17 protein-coding genes and 3 pseudogenes are annotated in these 18,830 nt (G+C 67.2%); 13 read left to right on the forward strand and 7 right to left on the reverse strand.

The annotated features are described in order from the left end of the window. Positions 1–73: 73 nt before the first annotated feature. From KHP12_RS41245 to KHP12_RS41265, 5 genes are all read left to right on the forward strand, one after another. Entirely contained in the window at positions 74–1,297 is a 1,224-nt protein-coding gene (locus tag KHP12_RS41245) for an MFS transporter (protein WP_244202444.1), read from the forward strand. 11 nt (positions 1,298–1,308) lie between these two features. Continuing rightward, on the forward strand, positions 1,309–2,796 hold the full coding sequence (locus KHP12_RS41250) for a bifunctional 3-(3-hydroxy-phenyl)propionate/3-hydroxycinnamic acid hydroxylase (protein WP_167442304.1): 1,488 nt from the start codon (positions 1,309–1,311) through the stop codon (positions 2,794–2,796). Continuing rightward, positions 2,793–3,635, forward strand: coding sequence for an SMP-30/gluconolactonase/LRE family protein (locus KHP12_RS41255; RefSeq protein ID WP_086879246.1), 843 nt, complete (start codon positions 2,793–2,795; stop codon positions 3,633–3,635). Before KHP12_RS41250 ends, KHP12_RS41255 begins: the two co-directional genes overlap by 4 nt. After that, complete coding sequence (locus KHP12_RS41260; protein ID WP_086879247.1) at positions 3,632–5,611, forward strand: acetoacetate--CoA ligase; 1,980 nt, start codon at positions 3,632–3,634, stop codon at positions 5,609–5,611. The genes KHP12_RS41255 and KHP12_RS41260 overlap by 4 nt, the downstream gene beginning before the upstream one ends. Before the next feature lie 160 nt (positions 5,612–5,771). Continuing rightward, complete coding sequence (locus KHP12_RS41265) at positions 5,772–6,734, forward strand: amidohydrolase family protein (RefSeq protein WP_086879248.1); 963 nt, start codon at positions 5,772–5,774, stop codon at positions 6,732–6,734. A 127-nt stretch (positions 6,735–6,861) separates the two neighbouring features. Here the strand turns inward: KHP12_RS41265 and KHP12_RS41270 are convergent, their stop codons facing one another. Further along, positions 6,862–7,554: a TetR/AcrR family transcriptional regulator gene (locus KHP12_RS41270; RefSeq protein WP_246643259.1), complete on the reverse strand. Its 693-nt coding sequence runs from the start codon at positions 7,552–7,554 to the stop codon at positions 6,862–6,864. Between the two features lie 141 nt (positions 7,555–7,695). Between KHP12_RS41270 and KHP12_RS41275 the strand changes: the two genes are divergently transcribed. Both KHP12_RS41275 and KHP12_RS41280 read left to right on the forward strand, forming a co-directional pair. Beyond that, on the forward strand, positions 7,696–8,310 hold the full coding sequence (locus KHP12_RS41275; protein ID WP_244202446.1) for an NAD(P)-dependent oxidoreductase: 615 nt from the start codon (positions 7,696–7,698) through the stop codon (positions 8,308–8,310). 231 nt (positions 8,311–8,541) lie between these two features. After that, the gene (locus KHP12_RS41280) at positions 8,542–9,294 is read left to right on the forward strand and encodes an SDR family NAD(P)-dependent oxidoreductase (RefSeq protein WP_086879251.1); all 753 of its coding nucleotides are present in this window, start codon (positions 8,542–8,544) and stop codon (positions 9,292–9,294) included. A gap of 91 nt (positions 9,295–9,385) precedes the next feature. Here KHP12_RS41280 and KHP12_RS41285 read toward each other — a convergent pair whose 3' ends face one another. Both KHP12_RS41285 and KHP12_RS51780 read right to left on the reverse strand, forming a co-directional pair. Next, positions 9,386–9,898 carry an ATP-binding protein gene (locus KHP12_RS41285; protein ID WP_143677720.1) on the reverse strand — a complete coding sequence of 171 codons (513 nt, stop codon included), beginning with the start codon at positions 9,896–9,898 and terminating at the stop codon, positions 9,386–9,388. A 224-nt stretch (positions 9,899–10,122) separates the two neighbouring features. Continuing rightward, positions 10,123–10,239: pseudogene (locus KHP12_RS51780) on the reverse strand (integrase); the annotation flags it as partial. A 1,304-nt stretch (positions 10,240–11,543) separates the two neighbouring features. On the opposite strand from KHP12_RS51780, the gene KHP12_RS41290 reads away from it, so the two are divergent. From KHP12_RS41290 to KHP12_RS41300, 3 genes and pseudogenes are all read left to right on the forward strand, one after another. Further along, positions 11,544–12,488, forward strand: a complete 945-nt coding sequence (locus KHP12_RS41290; RefSeq protein WP_086879253.1) for an MBL fold metallo-hydrolase — start codon at positions 11,544–11,546, stop codon at positions 12,486–12,488. Between the two features lie 87 nt (positions 12,489–12,575). Continuing rightward, positions 12,576–13,472 carry an AraC family transcriptional regulator gene (locus KHP12_RS41295; protein ID WP_086879254.1) on the forward strand — a complete coding sequence of 299 codons (897 nt, stop codon included), beginning with the start codon at positions 12,576–12,578 and terminating at the stop codon, positions 13,470–13,472. Between the two features lie 128 nt (positions 13,473–13,600). After that, positions 13,601–14,106: pseudogene (locus tag KHP12_RS41300) on the forward strand (transposase family protein); the annotation flags it as partial. Between the two features lie 72 nt (positions 14,107–14,178). On the opposite strand, the gene KHP12_RS41305 reads toward KHP12_RS41300, so the two are convergent. Further along, the gene (locus tag KHP12_RS41305; RefSeq protein WP_086879255.1) at positions 14,179–15,108 is read right to left on the reverse strand and encodes a LysR substrate-binding domain-containing protein; all 930 of its coding nucleotides are present in this window, start codon (positions 15,106–15,108) and stop codon (positions 14,179–14,181) included. A gap of 185 nt (positions 15,109–15,293) precedes the next feature. On the opposite strand from KHP12_RS41305, the gene KHP12_RS41310 reads away from it, so the two are divergent. The 3 genes and pseudogenes from KHP12_RS41310 to KHP12_RS41320 all read left to right on the forward strand — a co-directional run. Continuing rightward, complete coding sequence (locus tag KHP12_RS41310) at positions 15,294–15,743, forward strand: NAD(P)-binding domain-containing protein (RefSeq protein ID WP_086879256.1); 450 nt, start codon at positions 15,294–15,296, stop codon at positions 15,741–15,743. A 148-nt stretch (positions 15,744–15,891) separates the two neighbouring features. Next, positions 15,892–16,554 (forward strand): hydrolase, encoded by a 663-nt coding sequence (locus tag KHP12_RS41315; RefSeq protein WP_086879257.1) that lies wholly within the window; start codon positions 15,892–15,894, stop codon positions 16,552–16,554. A gap of 159 nt (positions 16,555–16,713) precedes the next feature. After that, positions 16,714–16,995, forward strand: a pseudogene (locus KHP12_RS41320) (transposase family protein); the annotation flags it as partial. Here KHP12_RS41320 and KHP12_RS51790 read toward each other — a convergent pair. From KHP12_RS51790 to KHP12_RS53040, 3 genes are all read right to left on the reverse strand, one after another. Beyond that, entirely contained in the window at positions 16,936–17,307 is a 372-nt protein-coding gene (locus KHP12_RS51790; RefSeq protein ID WP_244202447.1) for a transposase, read from the reverse strand. The pseudogene KHP12_RS41320 and the gene KHP12_RS51790 sit on opposite strands and share 60 nt — an antisense overlap. A gap of 98 nt (positions 17,308–17,405) precedes the next feature. Then, on the reverse strand, positions 17,406–18,119 hold the full coding sequence (locus KHP12_RS41330) for a dioxygenase family protein (RefSeq protein ID WP_308289558.1): 714 nt from the start codon (positions 18,117–18,119) through the stop codon (positions 17,406–17,408). Further along, positions 18,010–18,753: a hypothetical protein gene (locus KHP12_RS53040; RefSeq protein ID WP_308017000.1), complete on the reverse strand. Its 744-nt coding sequence runs from the start codon at positions 18,751–18,753 to the stop codon at positions 18,010–18,012. Before KHP12_RS53040 ends, KHP12_RS41330 begins: the two co-directional genes overlap by 110 nt. Positions 18,754–18,830 lie beyond the last annotated feature (77 nt).

Here is an 18,830-nt window from a genome sequence, read left to right on the forward strand (position 1 = left end):
CACACCAGCCTTCGTCCGTCGGCGCGGCCAACCGTCCCCGGGCCCTTCATCGCCGTCAGGCACCGCACTCGCCGTGGGCCTGGCTGTGATGACACTGGAGGGCTTCGACCTCGTCGCCTACGGTGCGACCACTCCGCTGCTGCTGGGCTACCGTCCCTGGCACCTCTCCGTCGCCTTCGTCGGCCTGCTCGGCAGCCTCACTCCGATCGGCATGCTCGTCGGCTCCCTGCTGGTCGGCCAGTTCACCGACCGGTTTGGCCGGCGCCGCACGACCCTGATCAGTATCGCGGTGGTCAGTGCCGGGATGTTCGCCTGCGCCGTGGCACCCCTTCCCTCACTGTTCGGCGCCGGCCGATTCGTCGTCGGGCTCGGTGTCGGTGCGATCTACCCGGCGATGGGCCCACTGATCTTCGAACTGGCCCCGGACAGGCGAAAGAACCTTTACTCGGGCATCGTCCAGTGTGGGACCGCCATCGGCGGTTCGTTCGCGGCGCTCGTCGCCAACACACTGCTGAGTGGGCACAGTTTCCACCAGGAGTACCTGGTCGGCGGCATCGCCGGTCTGCTGCTGCTGCCCATGGCCTTCGTCTGGCTGCCCGAGTCCACGGAGTACCACCAGGCGGTCAGCGCGTCGGCCCCCGACCTCGGCAACCGTGGTGTCCGGCTGGTGCTCAGACCGCCCTACCGCGGCACCACCCTGATGTTCTGCGCCATGGCGGCCCTGTCGTTCTTGCTCATCTTCGCCATGAACACCTGGCTGCCGCGGCTGATGCAGACGGCGGACTATCCGCTGCAGGACTCACAGACCTTCCTCGTGCTGCTGAACCTCGGTGCCACCGTCGGCGGGCTCGCGATGGCGCTGCTGGCTGACCGTGCCGGATCGAGGGGCCCGATCACGGCCAGTTTCGCCCTCGGAGCCGCCGCGATCGTCGCCATGAGCGCCCAACTGCCGCTGCCGGTGCTCTACGGCATCGTGATAGTCGGCGGCTGCGGCGCGGTCGGCGTCCAGGGACTGATCAACGTGTACATCTCACGTTCCTACCCGGTGACCGCAAGGGCCAGCGCGGTGGGTGTCGCGCTCGGGGTGGGCCGCATCGGCGGCATCGCCGGCCCCACGTTCGGCGGCTGGATCCTCGCGGCCGGCCTGGAACCCCGCTGGAACTTCGTCCTCTTCGCCGTCCCCGCCGTCCTCGGCGCAGCCCTCGCCCTGGCTGTCGGCGGACGGACATCCCAGAATCAGGGCCGTCCCGCCCCCGCGCCGCGCGCCAAAGAGCCGACGGCCGGACACACAAAATGAAAGAGCACATCATGGACACCTACGACGTCGCCGTCGTCGGCTGCGGCCCGGTCGGACTGGCTCTCGCACGACTGCTGGCCATGAAGGGGCTCCGGGTCGCCGCCATCGACCCCAACCGGCTCGTCTGCCAGCATCCGCGTGCCACGCATCTCGACGACGAGACCATGCGCCTTCTGCAGACCCTCGGCGCGCAGGACATGGAACACCAGTTCCTGCGCCAAGCCGCCTGGACACTCCACCGGGAGGACGGGCAGGCCTTCCTCCAGCAGACGCTGCCCGAGGAGGAGTCCGACCAGGGCTGGCGCACCGACTACCAGTTCCACCAGCCCGACTTCGAGTCGCGGCTGCGGGGACTGCTGGCGGCCGACGCGAACGCGGACCTCTGGTTCGGCTGGACGGCCACCGCGATCGAGCAGGACGACAAAGCGGTGCGGCTCACGCTGCTCGACCGGTCGACCGGAGCCGAAACCACTCTCACGGCCGGCTACGCCGTCGGCTCCGACGGCGCCAACTCCTTCGTCCGGCAGGCGATGAACGCCGACGTCGAGGACCTCCACGGCACTCAGCGTTCCCTCATCATCGACATCCACCCCTTCGAACACCCCGCACAGCTCCCGGCGGACAGCGGATTCATCTGGTGCGAGGGGAAGCGGCCCGTGACCTACGTCCCGATCTTCCCGCCCATGCTCCGCTTCGAGTTCATGCTGCTCGACGAGGACGACGCGGCAGAGCTCGAACGACCGCAGTCGGTGTACGACCTGCTGAGCCGCTGGCTGGAACCGGGCAGCTACCGCATCATGCGTACTGACACCTACGAATGGCACGCCCGGCTCGTGCACGGCTGGCGGTCCGACCGTCTGCTGCTCGCCGGTGACGCCGCGCACGAAATGCCTCCCATGCTCGGCCAGGGCATGTGCTCCGGGCTGCGCGATGCCGCGAACGTGGCGTGGAAGCTCGCCGCCGTGGTCAAGGGCGAAAGTCCCCAAGCCCTGCTCGACACCTACGAAAGCGAGCGGGCTGCGCACGTGCGCCCTTACATTGAGGAATCCGCCCGGCAGTCCAACCTGATCGAAGCCCTCGGAATGGGCGCGTTCCCGGAGCTGAACGGAACGCAGACGATCGAGAGGTACCGGCCGCTGCTAGGGCCGGGCGTGGTTGCCCAGCCCGGCGGAGCCATCGGGCAACTGAGCCCGCAGCCACGCGGCGCGAACGGGGAGAAGCTGGACGATGTGAGCGGATACGGCTTCACCGTCGTGGGGAAGCCGGAGGTCACCTCCGCCGTGTCCGTGGATGTGCAGCAGCTATGGCGCCAACTCGGCATCGTGGCCGTCCCGGAGACGGGGCCGGTCATCGACCGCTGGCTGGCCGAACACGCGGCGGCAGCGGCAATCATCCGTCCGGATCGCTACACCTTCGCGCTCGTCGCCGACACGGCGGAACTGGAGCGGGCCACCCGCGACCTGGCGCGGACGGTATCGGTACAGGAGGTTTGCGCGTGAAGGAGTACGCGGCCGGAATGACGTGGGGGGAGGGCCCCCGCTGGCAGCGCGGTGCACTGTGGCTGTCCGACACCCAGGGCGGAAAGCTGTGGACCGACCACGACGGCCCCTGGCGTGGCATCCCGCTGGATGCCATCCCCAACGGCCTTTGGTTCCTGCCGGACGGGCGGCTGGTCGGGGCCATGATGCATCAACGGCGTATCGGCGTGTGGACCGGTGAGCAATTCGACACCTACGCGGACCTGAGCGCGGTGGCCACCGGTCCGCTCGGCGACATGGTCGGCGACCCGCACGGCAACCTTTACGTGGATGACGTCGGCTTCGCCGCGCACGCCGGTGAGCCATTGCGACCGGGTCGGCTGCTGCGCGTTGCTGCAGACGGAGCGGTACACGTGGCCGCCGAAGACGTTGAGTTCCCCAACGGGCTGGCCTTCGCCGGCGACGGCCGCACCCTGGTTGTCGCCGAGACCACCCGGCAACGGCTGACCGCCTTCACCGTCGCAGACGACGGTGCCCTCACGGACCGTCGCACCTACGCCGACCTCGCCCACCTGATCGGCGACGACGTCCGGCCGGACGGAATCTGGTCGACACAAGACGGAGTCTGGGTGGCCACCACGACCGGACACGCCGTCGCCCTGGTGCGGGAGAACGAGCTGGTCACCTCGATCGGCACCGGGACGCTGCTGCCGATCGCATGCTGCAGCGACGGCGGGAACCGGCTCTTCGTCACCCTCGCCGACACCCATGGCCTCCCCCTGGGCGAGGCCATGGCCACAAAGGCAGTGGACACGACGGTCGCACTGCTCGAAGTACCGAAGGCGGGGGACACCTCATGAGCACGAAGCCACCGGACTGGACCCCGACGACACAGGCTGTCGAAAACGCCCGGATCACCGACTTCACACGGTTCGCCGCACAGCACGCAGGACGTGACCTGAGCGGTGACTACCACAAGCTGTGGGCGTGGTCGGTTGACGACGTGAGCGGCTTCTGGGCCGCGGTGTGGGACTACTTCCGTCTGCCCGAGCGCCCAGCGGGACCCGCGCTGGCGACCGAGGCCATGCCGGGAAGCGTGTGGTTCCCCGGCAGCACGCTGAACTACACGGCCGAGGTGTTCCGCGACCGGACCGGCACCGACACCGCCGTCATCACGGTGACCGAGGACACCGGCCCGGTGGCCATCACCTGGCACCAACTGCGCCGCCAGGTCGCCTCACTCGCGCAGGCACTCACCGGACTTGGCGTGCGCATGGGTGACCGGGTGGTGGGATACCTCCCCAACGGGGTACAGGCCATCACAGCCTTCCTCGCCACCGCCAGCCTGGGCGCGACCTGGGCGGTGTGCGGGCAGGACTACACCGCGGCCGCGGCCGAAGCACGGTTCACCCAACTCCAGCCGACCGTGCTGATCGCCGGGACCGGCTGCCTCCACGGCGGGAAGCACATCGACCGCTGCTCCGACGTACAAGCCCTGCGCGACGCACTGCCGACCCTGGCGGCGACCATCGTCGTAGGGGACGCGACACGGGTGCCCGGCGCCCTTGAGTGGTCCGCGCTCACCGAGCACGACGCCGACTTCGCACCCCGCCCCGTCCCGTTCGACCATCCGCTGTGGGTCGTGTTCTCCTCGGGCACGACCGGACGGCCGAAGGGCATCGTGCACGGACACGGCGGGGTCGTGCTCGAGCAGCTCAAAAACCTGGGCCTGCAGCTTGACCTGCGCGCCGGGGACCGCCTGCTGTGGCACACCACGCCGAGCTGGATGATGTGGAACGTCTTGGTCGCTGGTCTGCTGCTGGGTGCCACAGCCGTGTGTTACGAGGGCAGCCCGACGTATCCCGATACCGATGCGCTCTGGCAGCTCGCGGCCGGCCTGGAGGTGAAGGTCCTGGGTACCAGCCCCGGCTACCTGGCGGCGTGTCGCAAGGCCGGCGTGCGGATCACCGACCACTGTCCGGCCTCGCTCGAGCGCCTGGGCGTCACCGGCTCGACGTTCCCCGGCGACCTGCAGCACTGGGTCGCCGGCGAGCTCGGGCCCCGGGCACAGGTGGTGTGTACCAGCGGCGGCACCGACGTGGTCACCGCGTTCATCGGTGCCACCCCCACCACTCCGGTCTGGGCCGGGGAGCTGTCCGCCCCCTGCCTGGGCGTGTCCGTGGAAGCCTTCGGCCCGGACGGGAAGCCGGTGCGGGGCGAGGTGGGGGAACTGGTAGTACTCCGGCCAATGCCGTCGATGCCGCTCTTCTTCTGGGACGATCCGGACGGCTCCCGCTACCGCAACGCCTACTTCGACGTATACCCGGGAGTGTGGCGGCACGGCGACTGGATCACCATCACCGATCAGGGCTCGGTGATCATGCATGGCCGGTCCGACGCGACCCTGAACCGCCACGGCATACGCATGGGCAGCAGCGACATATACGGCCCGGTGGAGGAGCTCAAGGAGATCGCAGAAGCTCTCGTCGTCGGGATCGAGCAGGACGGCGGCGACTACTGGATGCCGTTGTTCGTCACCACCACCGACGGCACCGACGTCGACGACGTGCTGCGCGAGAAGATTCGCAACGCCATACGCCACGGAGCCTCCCCCCGCCACGTACCCGACGAGATCATCCAAGCCCCCGGTATCCCGCACACCCGCACCGGCAAGAAACTCGAAGTCCCCGTGAAACGTCTGCTGCGCGGAGACGCTCAGGACACCGTGGTCGACCCCGGCAGCGTCGACAGACCAGAACTCATCGACTGGTACGCACGGATCGGCGCCGCTCACCGTACGCGACGTGGCACCGCTCTCGGTTCCGCTCCGTCCTGATCGGCGAACGGCAGACCGTAGAGCATGGAACGCTGCCCCGGGCTGCCCGACGCCGAGGCCAGCAGCATCGTTCCTGACAGCGGGGCCAGTCTGGCCGAGACCTGCCTACCGCCTCCGATCACCGCCATACCACCACAAGGCACGACGAAGGACCCCTGCCATGACCTACATCGCGTTGGAAGAAGCTTTCATCATCCCGGAGTTGTTCTCGCGCCAACCCTCGTCGCCCCAGAAGATCCAGGTCAGCGACCAGTACGTCAAGGACTGGGGACGACGCCTGGGTGACTTTGAGGAGTACCGTCTTCCCGACATGGACGCACACGGCATCGACATTCAGGTCCTGTCGCTGAGCGTCCCCGGCATCCAAGCCGACACCGACGCCGGCGCCGCCGTCGACAACGCCCGGTTTGCCAACGACTTCCTCGCCCAGACCATCGCCCGCCACCCCACCCGCTTCAGGGGGTTCGCCGCCCTGCCCCTGCAGGACCCTGCCGCCGCCGTGACCGAACTCCAACGCTGCGTCGAGCAGCTCGGATTCAAAGGTGCCTTGGTCAACGACCACACGCAGGGCCGATACCTGGACGACCCCGCATATGAGGAACTGTGGAGCGCGTTGGAAGAGCTCCGTGTGCCGTTGTATCTGCACCCCGGCTCGCTGCCCTGCGACGACTGGCACGTGATGCGCGGACGGCCCGAGATGTACGGGGCCAGCTGGAGCTGGCAGGCCGAAACCGGCGGCCACGCCATGCGGCTGATCTATGCCGGAGTGTTCGACCGGCACCCCGCCGCAACCCTGATCCTCGGGCACCTCGGCGAGTTCCTGCCGTTCCAACGCTCCCGCATGGACTCGCGCTACCGCTCGCTCCGGGTCGACGAACCGCTCCAGCGGATGCCGTCGCAGTACTTCGGGAGCAACATCCTGATCACCACGAGCGGGGTACTGGCCCCGGAGGCCGTACAAGCCGCCGTGCTGACCATCGGGGCCGACGCGGTCATGTTCGCGGTCGACTACCCGTACGAGGTTACGGCCGACGCGGTGGCCTCGATCGAGAAGGCTGACCTTCCATCCCAGGTGAAGGAGAAGGTTGCCCATCTGAACGCCAGACGTGTGCTGCGCATCTGACCGCAGCGCCTCGTCGGCAAGGTCGCCCAGCTCGGGCAGGGGGTCTGGTCCGGAGAAGACGGCGTGGCGGGCGAGCCGCTCGGCAGCCGTGGGATGCCGGCCGAAAAGGAGCGCCAGTGATCAGCTGTCAGATGGAGTCCGGGGCCAAGCCCGGGTCATCCCCGCACTGGGGCAGGAGGGCCGCGATCTCGGCTGCCGGACGGGCTGTGTGCAGGCTGAGCAGGTCGGCGATCAGGTCGTCCAGGGGTGGCCAGGGAATGTTCCCGTGGTCGTTGTAGAGGCTGACCAGGCCGTGCAGCGCGGTCCAGAGCATGAGGCCGGCCTGCCACTGCTGCTCCGCCGAGGGCTGCCTGCGCTCTCCCTCGGCGGCGGCCGCCAGGGAGGTCACGACGGCCTCGAGCAGTTCGGCCCCGGCGCCGTGCGCTGATCCGGGGACAAGGTCGTCCGGCATCCGCCCGCCGAAGAGAGTGCGGTAATGGCCGGGCTGGTCGACTCCCCAGCGCACGTAGGCCGCGCACCGGGCGACGAGGTCGACCAGTGGATCCGGGGCTGACTGCGCGGCCTGGTCCATCAAACGGGCCAGTTCCTCATAGCGCAGCCGCAGCACGTGCTGGATCAATGCGCTCAGGTCGGGGAAGTGGCTGTAAATGCTGGCAGGTGCCACCCCGACCTCACGCGCTACCTGCCGCAGCGTCAGCGTCTCCGGCTGATCGAGGGTGGACAGCAGCTTCGCCGCGGCGTCTACGAGCTGGGCCTTGAGAACCTGCCCCTGCCCGCGCGGATTGCGGCGACGGGGAGCGGAGCGCTCCTGAGACGACATCGTCGCCCCCTTCTGACCAGTGCGAACAGTTGAGCAACAGATGTTCACCGTACAGGCAGGGCAGCTCACGCCCTTGACATCACTAACCAACGGTTGTTTACTGACGTAACCAACAGTTGTTCAGTCAGAGGATGAATGATCATGCGCATAGCCGTACTCGGAGCGTCAGGGCGGACCGGCGGCGCGCTCGTCGATGAAGCACTGGAACGGGGACACGAGGTCGTGGCCCTGGTTCGCACGCCGGCCAAGGTCACCGTGCCCGCGTCGCGGCAGGTCGAGGTCCGGAAGGCGGATGTCACCGACCCGCAGAGCTTCCCCGACCTGACCGACGTCGACGTGACCGTCTCTGCCATCGGTATCGGTAAGGGTGACGGCCCGGGCGCACTGGTCGCCGGGGCCAAGGTGCTCGCGGCGGCGAACGTTCGCGCGACGGTATGGCTCGGCGCACTGGGCTCGGGCGTGTCGAGTCGATCGGGTGGGCTGATCTATGCGGGGGTGATGCGGATGTTCGTCGGCTCGGAGCTGGCCGAGAAGGTCGAGGCCGACCGGATCGCCCTGGATGCCGGCGCTACGGTGTTCCACGCCCCGGACGTCACCGATGGCCCCCTCAGCCCTACCCGCCACATCGTGCCACTGGCGGACCTGCGGCGTCCGCTGCTGCCGCCCCGAATCTCCCGGGTCACGCTGGCCTCCTTGTTGCTGGACGAGGCGGAGACGGGCCGGCACGGTACCGGAATCGTCGTACCCCTGAGTTAGTCATCCGTTGGCGCGACAGCCCCCGTTGTCCACGGGGCGGGAGCGAACCACCATCGGCAACCGCGATCGCGGTTGTGCAGACGGCCGTGCCCGGCATCGACGCGTGACAGGGGGCTGCCCCTCGTCCGGCACGCCGAGGTCGACGAGCACCGGCCGTCGCGGTACCCCGAACAACATCGCCTGGGCGAATCAGGCATCGCCTGGTGCGAGTAACTGCATCGAAAGGTCATCATGAGCAACTTCTCAGGAAAAATCGGACTCGTGACGGGTGCTGGAAGCGGAATCGGCCGCGCGACGGCGATCGAGCTGGCCCGGCAGGGCGCCACCGTCACCGTCACCGACATCAACGAGGCCACAGCCGTCGAGACCACCGAAATGATCAGGAAGGACGGCGGAGAGGCACTGGCACTCAGCGTCGACATCGCCGACGAGGACGCGGTGCGGACGGCCGTCGAACGCACGGTCGAGACGTACGGCGGCCTCGACTTCGCCGTGAACAACGCCGGCCTGGACTCACACCACCGGCAGCTCGACCAGATGTCTCTGGAGGAGTTCGAGCGCGTGACCCACGTCAACCTGGGCGGGACCTTCCTCTGCATGAAGTACGAGCTACCCGCTCTGCAGAGCCGCGGCGGCGGCGCGATCGTCAACGTCGCCTCCAACGGCGGCCTGTACGCAATCCCGACCGCCCCCGCCTACGTGGCAGCCAAGCACGGCATCGTCGGGCTCACCAAGGTCGCCGCCGTGGACTACGCGCCGCGCAACATCCGCGTCAACGCCGTCTGCCCCGGCCCGACCCGTACACCCGGCTTCGAAAGGGTGGCGGCCGGAACCGACTTGATCGCGATGCAGGAGGCGATCACCCCACTCGGCCGGATGGCCACATCGGAAGAGGCCGCCGCAGCCGCAGTCTGGCTCTGCTCGGACGCCGCGTCCTACATCACCGGGATCGCGCTGTCGGTCGACGGCGGACGGCGGGCATGAGGGTCATCGCGGTCGAGGAGTACACGGCCGCCGAAGCCCTCAGCCTGCCCTGGCCTCGGAACATCCGCGCCACACAAGGACGGAGTCGCCGTCAGCGACCCGACGACGACGGCTGAACGATCGAGGCTAACGCCTGTCGCAACATTCCTTGATCATGAGGGGTGTGTTGATGGCGAGGCGGGGGTGTCATCGCAGGCTGGAGTTCGAGGTGGAGTACTGGCGCCTGCCGGCAGCCGGGGTGGGCACCGTGGACGCCTGCAAGCAGCGCGGGCGTCCAGCTCGCGGCAGAAGAAGTCGATGCGTGCGCCATGGCCGCGATCAACGCCGTGGGAGCTGCCATCAGGGCTGTGAACCTGGCGGAGACCGTTTGTGGCGGCTCGTCTCCGCGAACGCCGATCTCGAACCAGGTGGTTTTACCGCGCCCCGCGGGTGAGCTGCCCCAGGCCGTCGCGAGAGCCTCGACGATCAGAAGTCGGCGTCCGGACTCTGCCTCCAGGTTGCGGGCGTCGTCATCGAGCGGAGCGGTCGGTACCGGAGGATACGGATTGCTGTCGCGCACCTCCACCCGGATCCGATGCGGATACTCACGCAGCCGCAGGTCCACCTTGCTGTTCCATGTCTTCCAGCACGGGCAGCAGGTCCCACTTCTGCAGCGGATCCCCCAGGAAGCGGCGGGTATCAGAAACCCCGTGCAGGTCGTGTCGCTGCACCGACATACGCGCCACGCGGGCCGTGTCATGCGGCTGCCCGCCCTCGTACCGCGCCAGGACCAGAGCGTCGTCGTCGCGAGACTGCCCTTGCCGGAAACCTCGTCCGTGCCGGCGGGGGTATCCCCGACAGGGTGACTGTTTCGAGGAAGTCGCAGGCCAGCAGGGCGTCAGCCTGGCTGCGAAGGAAGGTGGCCCAGGTGCTTGAGTTTCGCTGGGGTGCTGGGTTGATGCCGGCTACGGATCGTTACAGAGAGTTGCCGCGCCGCTGGGGTCAAGGGGTCGCAGGTTCAAATCCTGTCGTCCCGACCAGCGTTTCGCAGGTCGGAGGCCGTTTCTGCGGGTAGTGGAGGCGGCCTTTGTCGTGTCCGGGCTGGGAGCAAGTGGGAGCCCTCGTGCTCCCACCCGGCCCGGCCCAGCAGGTGTTTACGGCGACAGCGGCGAGGAGCGCGTGGTGCATCTCCGAACGGTCCCGCGGGTCCACGGCCTGACTCGCCCGCTGATCGTCCACAGCATCGGATCCAGCGCCCTCGGATGGGTGAGGGGAAACGCGGTGAGCTGCCGAGTACATGAGGACGGGTTGCAGTTCGATGCCTCGGGAGTGTGACAGGCGTGCCCAAGTTGAAGTAGGGCGGGACGAGAAGCAGGTCCCGGCCGCCGATGTGTCCGTCGCGTGCGACGGGATCGTCGACTTTGAGGACCGGAGGACGACACCAGCGCACGCCGTCGGACAGGCCGCGCAGAGAGTTCGTCGATGCCGTCGTCGAGCATCGTCAGTCGCGGAGGAGACGGTCGGCTCTCCGTGAGTCCCTGGCAGAGTGCTGCTGCAGACGATCGAAACCAGGTTGTGGACCAGGACCGGTGTGCACGTGGTGGGCATCGACCGCCGACGGCGGAGGGCTCAGGCATCGCTCGCCTGCGCGAATTGCGTGGGATCAGCATGGACTCAGCATGAGGTCGTGTACCGACACCCTCAGCCTTGTGTTCTCGGGGGATCCCGGTAGGCAAGTTGCACTCCTGCGGCGACGTCGCCGCTGCCTCGGTCGCATGCCGACGCGGACGAGTGGTCGCCGAGCGCGGCGCAGTGCCCTGCGGTCCACCTCCTCGCGTACCAGGGCGAGTTCCGGAAGTGCTCCGGGCACGCCATCTCATGAGCCGTTCGTGTCTCCAGCGACTGGCAGGGACCTCGGTCTGCTGAAGAGCTCTCCGGCTTGCGAACTGCTGAATCAGCCCCGTCGCAAGATCAGCGACAGACCCCATTCCTCCGTACGAGATGGCGCACGTTCACCGTGTCCGCCAGTTGTCACGTATCGACTCGTAAAAGGCCACACACCGAAGCCGTCGAGCCGGGCGCTACAGCCGGGTCGTGAACCTGCCCGCGAGCACGGAACGCCGTCCTGTATGAAGTTCACCCTCCCCTCCGCATGCCGGATAGTGGTTCACGGACCGCTAGCATCCACAACATCTACAGCGAGACGTTCGCACATCAATGAGATACTCATGATTATTGAACGTCTTACGGCATGTTCGTAGGTTCGAACCATGCAGACATTCACTTTGGGAGATTTCGAGATCAGCCGTATCACCGAGTGGCACGGCTCTTTCGCGCCGGTCAGCGTGCTGTTCCCCTCCATCCCCGCCGACGCATGGCAAAAACACCAGACCTGGCTGGACGCGCACTTCTGGGATGCCGCGACCGGCGACTACCAGGCCCATATGCAGACCTGGGTGCTGCGTGGACAGGGGCGCACAATCCTGGTGGACACCGGGCTGGGCAACGACAAGCCGCGCGTCCACGGTCTGCTGGCCAACCGCGACGGCGACTTCCTGCACCGGCTCGCCGCGATTGGCGTGCAGCCCGAAGACGTGGACACAGTTGTCAACACCCATCTGCACACCGACCACGTCGGGTGGAACACTCGGCTGGAGAACGGCGAGTGGGCACCGACATTCCCCAACGCTCAGTACCTGATGCACAAGGCCGACTTCGACTACTGGAACCCCGCTAACAACCTCCCCCGCAAGTCGGACTTCGGCGACCCCGCCGACAGCAGGGCGGGCTTCGACGACAGCGTGCTGCCCGTTCACCGAGCCGGTCAGGCCCTGCTGTGGGAAGGCGACGAGCACTCCATCGCCGCCGGCCTGTCCCTCCAGCTGGCTCCCGGACACACCCCCGGTTCCACGGTGCTCAAGCTGCACTCCGGCACGGACCGCGCTTTCTTCGTCGGAGACCTCATCCACACGCCCTTGCAGTTCCTCATGCCAGACCACGACACCTGCCTGAGCGAAGACCAGCAGCAGGCGGCCAGGAGTCGCCGCCGCATGCTGGAAGAGGCCGCAGACACCAACGCCCTCATCATCCCGGCCCATCTGGGCGGCGCCGGAGGGGCCGAAGTCGTCCGGAAGGGAGAAACCTTCACCATCAAGCAGTGGGCACCCCTGACCGCGCCAGCAGCGAATCCCGGTCGCCCGGTCCGCCTCACCTGACGCACCATAACCAATCGTCATCCGGTGAACGAGACGATGGGTACCGATGTGCGCCGAATCTTTAATCGATCGCATACTCTGGCAGACGTGGATGTGCTCAGTGATGTCATTACTTCCTTCCGCGCAGGACGCCCCTTCGCCAACCGAGAAGATCGCGCGGGTGTCTGGCATATCCCCTTCGCCTCTTTCGCCGGAGCCGGGTTCCACATCGTGCTGAGCGGATCGTGCCGACTGCTGACACCCGACGGTTCACAGCGAACCCTCAGTATCGGCGACGTGGTACTCACCCCGCACGGCGCACAGCACGCCCTGGAAAATCTCGGCCACGCCGACGCAGAGGCCGACGGCCCCACTTCCCTGCTGTGCGGGGCCTATCAGCTCGATCAGACACACCCCCATCCCCTCTTGGCCACCCTGCCGGACGTCATCCACCTGCGAGTGCAGTTCGGGCGCCATCCCGCACTGCACTCCGCCGTGTCCCTGCTCGGCACCGAACTGCAAAACCCACAGCAGGGATCCGTGTCCGCCCTTTCCACGCTGCTCGACCTGCTGCTGATCTACATGCTTCGAGCCTGGCTTGAGGACGAGTCCGACCGCGGCGCGTCCGGCTGGTCCGCAGCGCTTGCCGACCCCGTTATCAGTGCCGCTCTCAGCGCCATGCACGAGAACCCGGCCCACGCCTGGACCGTCGAGGAACTGGGCAAGGAAGCCAACTTGTCCCGGGCGGCGTTCGCGCGCCGATTCACCACTCTGGTAGGAGAGCCGCCGCTGACCTACCTGACCTGGTGGAGACTGAGCATTGCCGCCCGCCTGCTCAAAGAAAGCGGCACATCTCTCGAGTCCATCGCGCGCAGCGTCGGGTACGGCTCGCAGTACGCCTTTGCCAACGCCTTCAAACGCGTGCACGGCACCTCTCCCGGTCGCTACCGGCGGACGCACACCGGCGACCAGCAGCCGACGCAGTGGCATCCGAGCCCAGGATGACCGCATGACCGCTAGTGAGGGTTTCCAACCTGGCTGGGGCCGGGCTGCGTTGGCGTGGAGGCGGATGTGAGGAGAGGTGAAGCTCCTGGTAGACGGGTTGTCGACCAAGATCAACCTGTCCGCCCGGAGGGACCCGGTGGCGGCGGCTGTCGGCCGGCCGGCAGGCCCTGCTGGTCCTGGCCCACCTGCGATGTGGCCACACCTACGCCCAACTCGCTGCCGGGTTCGAGATCGGCACCACCACGGTCTACCGCTACGTCACCGAGGCCGTCTCGCTGCTCGCAGCACTGGCGCCGGACCTGTCCGCGGCCACCCATGCGGCGTCGGCCAAGGCATTCGTGATCCTGGACGGAACGCTGCTGCCCACAGACCGGATCGCCGCCGACCGGCCTTTCCACTCGGGCAAGCACGCGCCGACGGGACTGTCCGCGTGCCCTACCGAGGACGATGGGAGAAACTCTCCGCAGGTCAGCAGGCCGTTAACCGCTCTCACGCACAGATCGGGGCGCTCGGCGAACAGGCCGTGGCCAGCCTCAGGACCTGGCGGCTCCTTCGCAAACTCCGCTGCAGCACCACGCGCATCACTGACCTGGTCAAGGCCGTCCTGACTCTTCACCTCGTCGCATCAGCCTGAGGTTGAGAAAAGCTCCGTGACCGTGGGTCGGAGCGCTTCGGTGATCGAGGCTGCGGGCCGTAGCTTCAGGCGCTATGTGATGGGGCTGCGTAGCCATCCATGGTGTTCAGCGCATCGTCGGGCGGTGGCGAGGACGCTCGCAATGGCGGGCGACGGATCCTTCGCGGACCACAGCACCGAGAGTTCTGCCACGATCGACGGATCGACGACATCGCGACAAATGATGCTGGTGCTGCCCTTCGCGGCGTGCTCAGCGAACGATGTAGGGGCCAAGCCGACATCGCGTCCGCTGGAGAGCCGGGCGAGCATGGCGTTTACCGGCGGTTCCTCGAACGCGCAAATCTTAGGTGAGAAGCCTGCTTCGTGACACGCGGCAACGATGCCGTCGTAGTACGCCGGTGCGAGACGGCGAGGGAACAGCTGCAGCGTCTCGTCGCGGAGGACCGTCACCGGGATCGTCGGTGCGGCAGCGAGGCGGTGGCGAGTGCTGAGGAGCGCGGAAACGGGTTCTTCACGGAGAATCTCGCCACCTACCCCGTCGAGCGGCTGCGGTGAGAGGGCGAGACCGATGTCCAGGTCGCCGGCACAGAGCCGTTCGGGAATCTCGGCGCTGAAGAACTCTCGAGGGTCGACCGTGAAGTCGGGGTGGTCTTCCTGGAGAGCATCCAGAAGCACCGTGAGCGTGTCGAAGCTCGTGACCGGCGTATAGCCCAACCGAATCGTCGTCGCGATCCCTGCCCCGGCCCGCCGGGTGAGCTGCACGGCTTGCTCCAGCGCAGCGAGCGCTATCGGTGCCTCGTGAACCAGCGTCCGGCCCGCCGCGGTGAGCTGCACCCGACGGCTCGAACGCACAAAGAGCGGGGTTTCGAGGGTCTCCTCAAGCTTGCGGATCTGATGACTCAGGGACGGCTGGGAGATGTAGAGACGCGTGGCTGCGCGGCCGAAGTGGAGTTCCTCGGCTACGGCCATGAAGTAGCGGAGGACGCGGGGGCTGACATCCATAGACGAATCCTATTGCCCGGCGTCCGGACAAGTCTTGGACGCCCGCCGGAAGGCCGCCGTAGCGTCGTTTCACGCCACGGGAGACGTTCCCACCTGCCCCGTCGAGGCTGGCCGAGCCTGGTCGGATCCGGTCTCGGTTGACGTGACCGGCCTCCGTGGCACATCAGCCCGGCAAGGAGAGAAGCATGAACATCACCGTGATCGGACGAGGCAATATCGGCGGCGGGCCGGCCGACCTGTGGGAACGTGCCGGGCACCAGGTGACGCGGCTGGGGCGTGGAGGCGGCGACGTCGGCGCCTCGGAGGCGGTGCTGCTCGCCGTCCCGGGAACCGCCGTGGAGGTGGCTCTGTCATCCGTCGTCGGGCTTGAGGGCAAGACGGTGCTCGACGCCACGAACCTCTATGGCGGTGCCCGGCCTCCGGCCGGGTTCTCCTCCAACGCCGAGTACGTCAAGTCGGTGACGGGCGGGCCGACGGCGAAGGCGTTCAACACCAACTTCGCCTCTCTCCTCGGGCAGATCGCCGACGCCCGTGTACAGCCGAGCAACCTGTGTCCGGTGACGACGAAGCCCAACGCCTTGTCAGGCAGCTCAGTCTCGACGCCGGGTACGACGCGGTCCGCCTGGGTGACCTGAGCATGGCCATCACTCAGGAAGGCCTGGCCGGCCCGATCTTCGCAATCGCGCAGTCCGGGCTCGGCCGGTTCGTCTACCGGATGGCATCACCCGAACAGCTCTGACTCTCACCATCGAACGCTCAACCCATCACGCAGAAGGAACCATCGTGACACGTACCGCAAAGGCCGGACTCGACGCACTGCTTACCCCCGAGGAAAGCGTCCTGGTGCTCATCGACCACCAGCCCTTCCAGTTCTCCAATCTCAACAGCCACGAACCAACCGTGATCGTCAACAACGTCGTCGGCCTGGCCAAGGCCGCGAAGGCGTTCGACGTCCCCACGGTGCTGACCACGGTGATAGAAGAACGTGGCGGCTACCTCATCAAGGGCCTCCAGGACGTCTTCCCGGACCAGAAGCCGATCAACCGCACGTTCATCAACACCTGGGAAGACCGTCGCGTCGTCGACGTCGTGGAGCGAACGGGGCGCAAGAAGCTGATCATTGCCGGGCTGTGGACGGAGATCTGCGTCGCCATGCCCGCCATCCAGGCGCTGGGTGAGGGGTACGACGTCTTCGTCGTCACGGACGCCAGCGGCGGGGTCAGTGCCGAGACTCACGACATGGCAGTGCGTCGCATGGAGCAGGCCGGCGTGGTGCCCATCACCTGGATGGCCGTGATCAGCGAATGGCAGCGCGACTGGGCTCGCGAGTCAACGACCGACGCGCTCGCGCAGGTTCTCTTCGACCACGGTGGCGGTAGCGGGATCGCGCTCGCCTGGGAGCTGCAGCTGCTGGCCACACCCACCGCCGATGGTGCTGGCGTGTAGCGCTGGCCGCTGCTGAGCCGGAGGCGGGTCGAGCGCTCACGGCCGTGAGCGCTCGACCCGCCTCCCAGTGTTTCAACGAGCGGTCGGCGACCGCACACCACGAAGAAAGCGCAGAAACATCGTAAGGATGGTCATGTCCGCCACAGGCACAGACGCGCCAACTGCATCATCGACGCTCTCACCGAGGCCGGCCTCAACCGCTGGGCAGACAAGAGCTACCAGGGCGCAGGCGGCACGGTCCGGCTCCCCTGCCCCGGTCGATGGGACAGCCTCTCCGCCGGTCAGTAGGCCGTCAATCGGACCCACACCAAGGTCCGGGCTCCGGTCGAACAGGCCGTGCCCACCCTCAAGTCCTGGCGACTCCTCTGCAAACTCCGCCGCTCAACGACCCGGATCACCAGCCCCGTCCAAGCCGTCCTCAGCCTCCATCTGGCCAGCTGAGACTGAGGTTGGAAAAGGCTCAGTGTCTCTCATCCCGATTGTGTTAACTCGAGTTGTTGTTGACTCGTTTCTTCGCATCGGTTTGTACGTGGAGAGGTTGTCCAGGACGACATGGATCTGGGTCCCCGCGTGCGCCTTGATGGCCTTCTCCAAGAAGGCCAGGAAGCTTGCTCCATTCCGGTTCGACTTGCACTCGCTCAGCACTTCACCAGTCGTGACGTTCAGTGCGGCGAACAGGTTCGTGGCGCCGTGCCGCACATAGTCGTGGGTGCGCTTCTCGACGGCCCCCTCCAGGACCTGCTGGACCGGCATCTGCGCCACCTGCCACCAACCCCTGACCAGCAAAACCACACCAAGATCAAGACAGACCTAACGGAGTCCTACTAGTCGGTCTCCCGCGGCCGGTTCGATCACGAGACTTGGAAGGATCGCTTGGACAGCCCGAACCGGTAGCCCTCGATCGTCGTCCGGACGGGCGCTTCGGCGTCGGTCGCGACTCCGAGGGTGACGAACATCGGCGTGTAGTGCTCGACGGTGGGGTGCGCGAAGAGCACTCCGGGGGCGAGGCTGCGGTAGTTCATCAAGGTGTCGAGGTCACCACGGGCGAGGGCGTCGGCCGCCCAGGCATCGAAGTCGGCGGACCAGGACGGCACGACGTTGTGCACGAACTGGTCCCGGGTGAGGAAGGGAACCCCGTGCGTCATGTAGCCCGACCCGACCACGAGCACGCCTTCCTCGCGCAGACCCCGCAGCCGACCGCCGATGTCCATCAGCCGGGCGGGGGCGTGTGTGGGCAAGGACATCTGCAGGACCGGAACGTCGCCGTAGGGGTACATGGTTTTCAACGGGACCCACGCACCGTGGTCCAGGCCGCGGCTGGCGTGTTGGTGGACCGGTTCGCTGTCCGGCATCGAGGCCGCGACCCGGGCGGCCAGTGCGCTGGCGTCCGGTGTTTCGTAGGTCATTTGGAAGTACCGCTGGGCGAAGCCCCCGAAGTCGTAGACCAACGGCGTGTCAGGGCCCGACGCCGACAGGCTGAGCGGCACCGATTCCCAGTGCGCGCTGACGATCAGGATCGCCGTCGGCTTGGGCAGCGCCTGGGACCAGCCGAACAGCTCGCTCATCCACACCGCGTCCTCGAACAGCGCCGGAGAGCCATGGCTGAGGTAGAGCGCGGGCATCGGCCCATCGGCCGGCGTCCAGCGACGCTGATCGCGACTGGCGGGAGCCTGCACTCTCATGAACTGGTCGTAAACGGCCGCAGGATCGGCAGCAGCATTCATGGTTGACCTTACTAGGTGGTTTGTGGAGACGAACGTCTGTCTCGAACTCAGAAGGTGACCCGCGAGTGATGCCCCAGGGCGAGGATGGCGAGTCCTTCGGCGGCGTGGTCGAGTCGAGGACCTGGGCGACGCTGACCTGCATGGAGCCTTCCGCGCCCTTTGTCGCGACCGGAGTGGTGACCGCGCGGGTGGCGTATGCCGTGGCGGCGGGGAGTTGTTGCACCACGGAGGACCCGACCCTGCCGGACGTGCCGTTGACCAGGACCTCGCTGCCGGCGTCGGCGGCGTCGTCGAGGCTGTCGACGTACTCGTGCGGAACCATGCCGGACTTGGCACCGGCGGCGAGGATGTTGTCGACGGGGTTGAGCCCGGCCGCCTTGACAGGAATCAGGACGGCGTCCTTGCCGACTTCCGCGATCGGGACGTCGCCAAGGGTGGGCCGGCCGTAGGCGGCGGAGATGCGCAGTGCGCGCATGGTTGTTCTCCGGTTGTTGTGGCGTGATGTCGATCAGGTGTTGCGCTTCTTCAGACGACGAGCCGGCATGGTCGGCG

Source organism: Streptomyces asiaticus (assembly GCF_018138715.1).
Taxonomy (GTDB): Bacteria; Actinomycetota; Actinomycetes; order Streptomycetales; family Streptomycetaceae; genus Streptomyces; species Streptomyces asiaticus.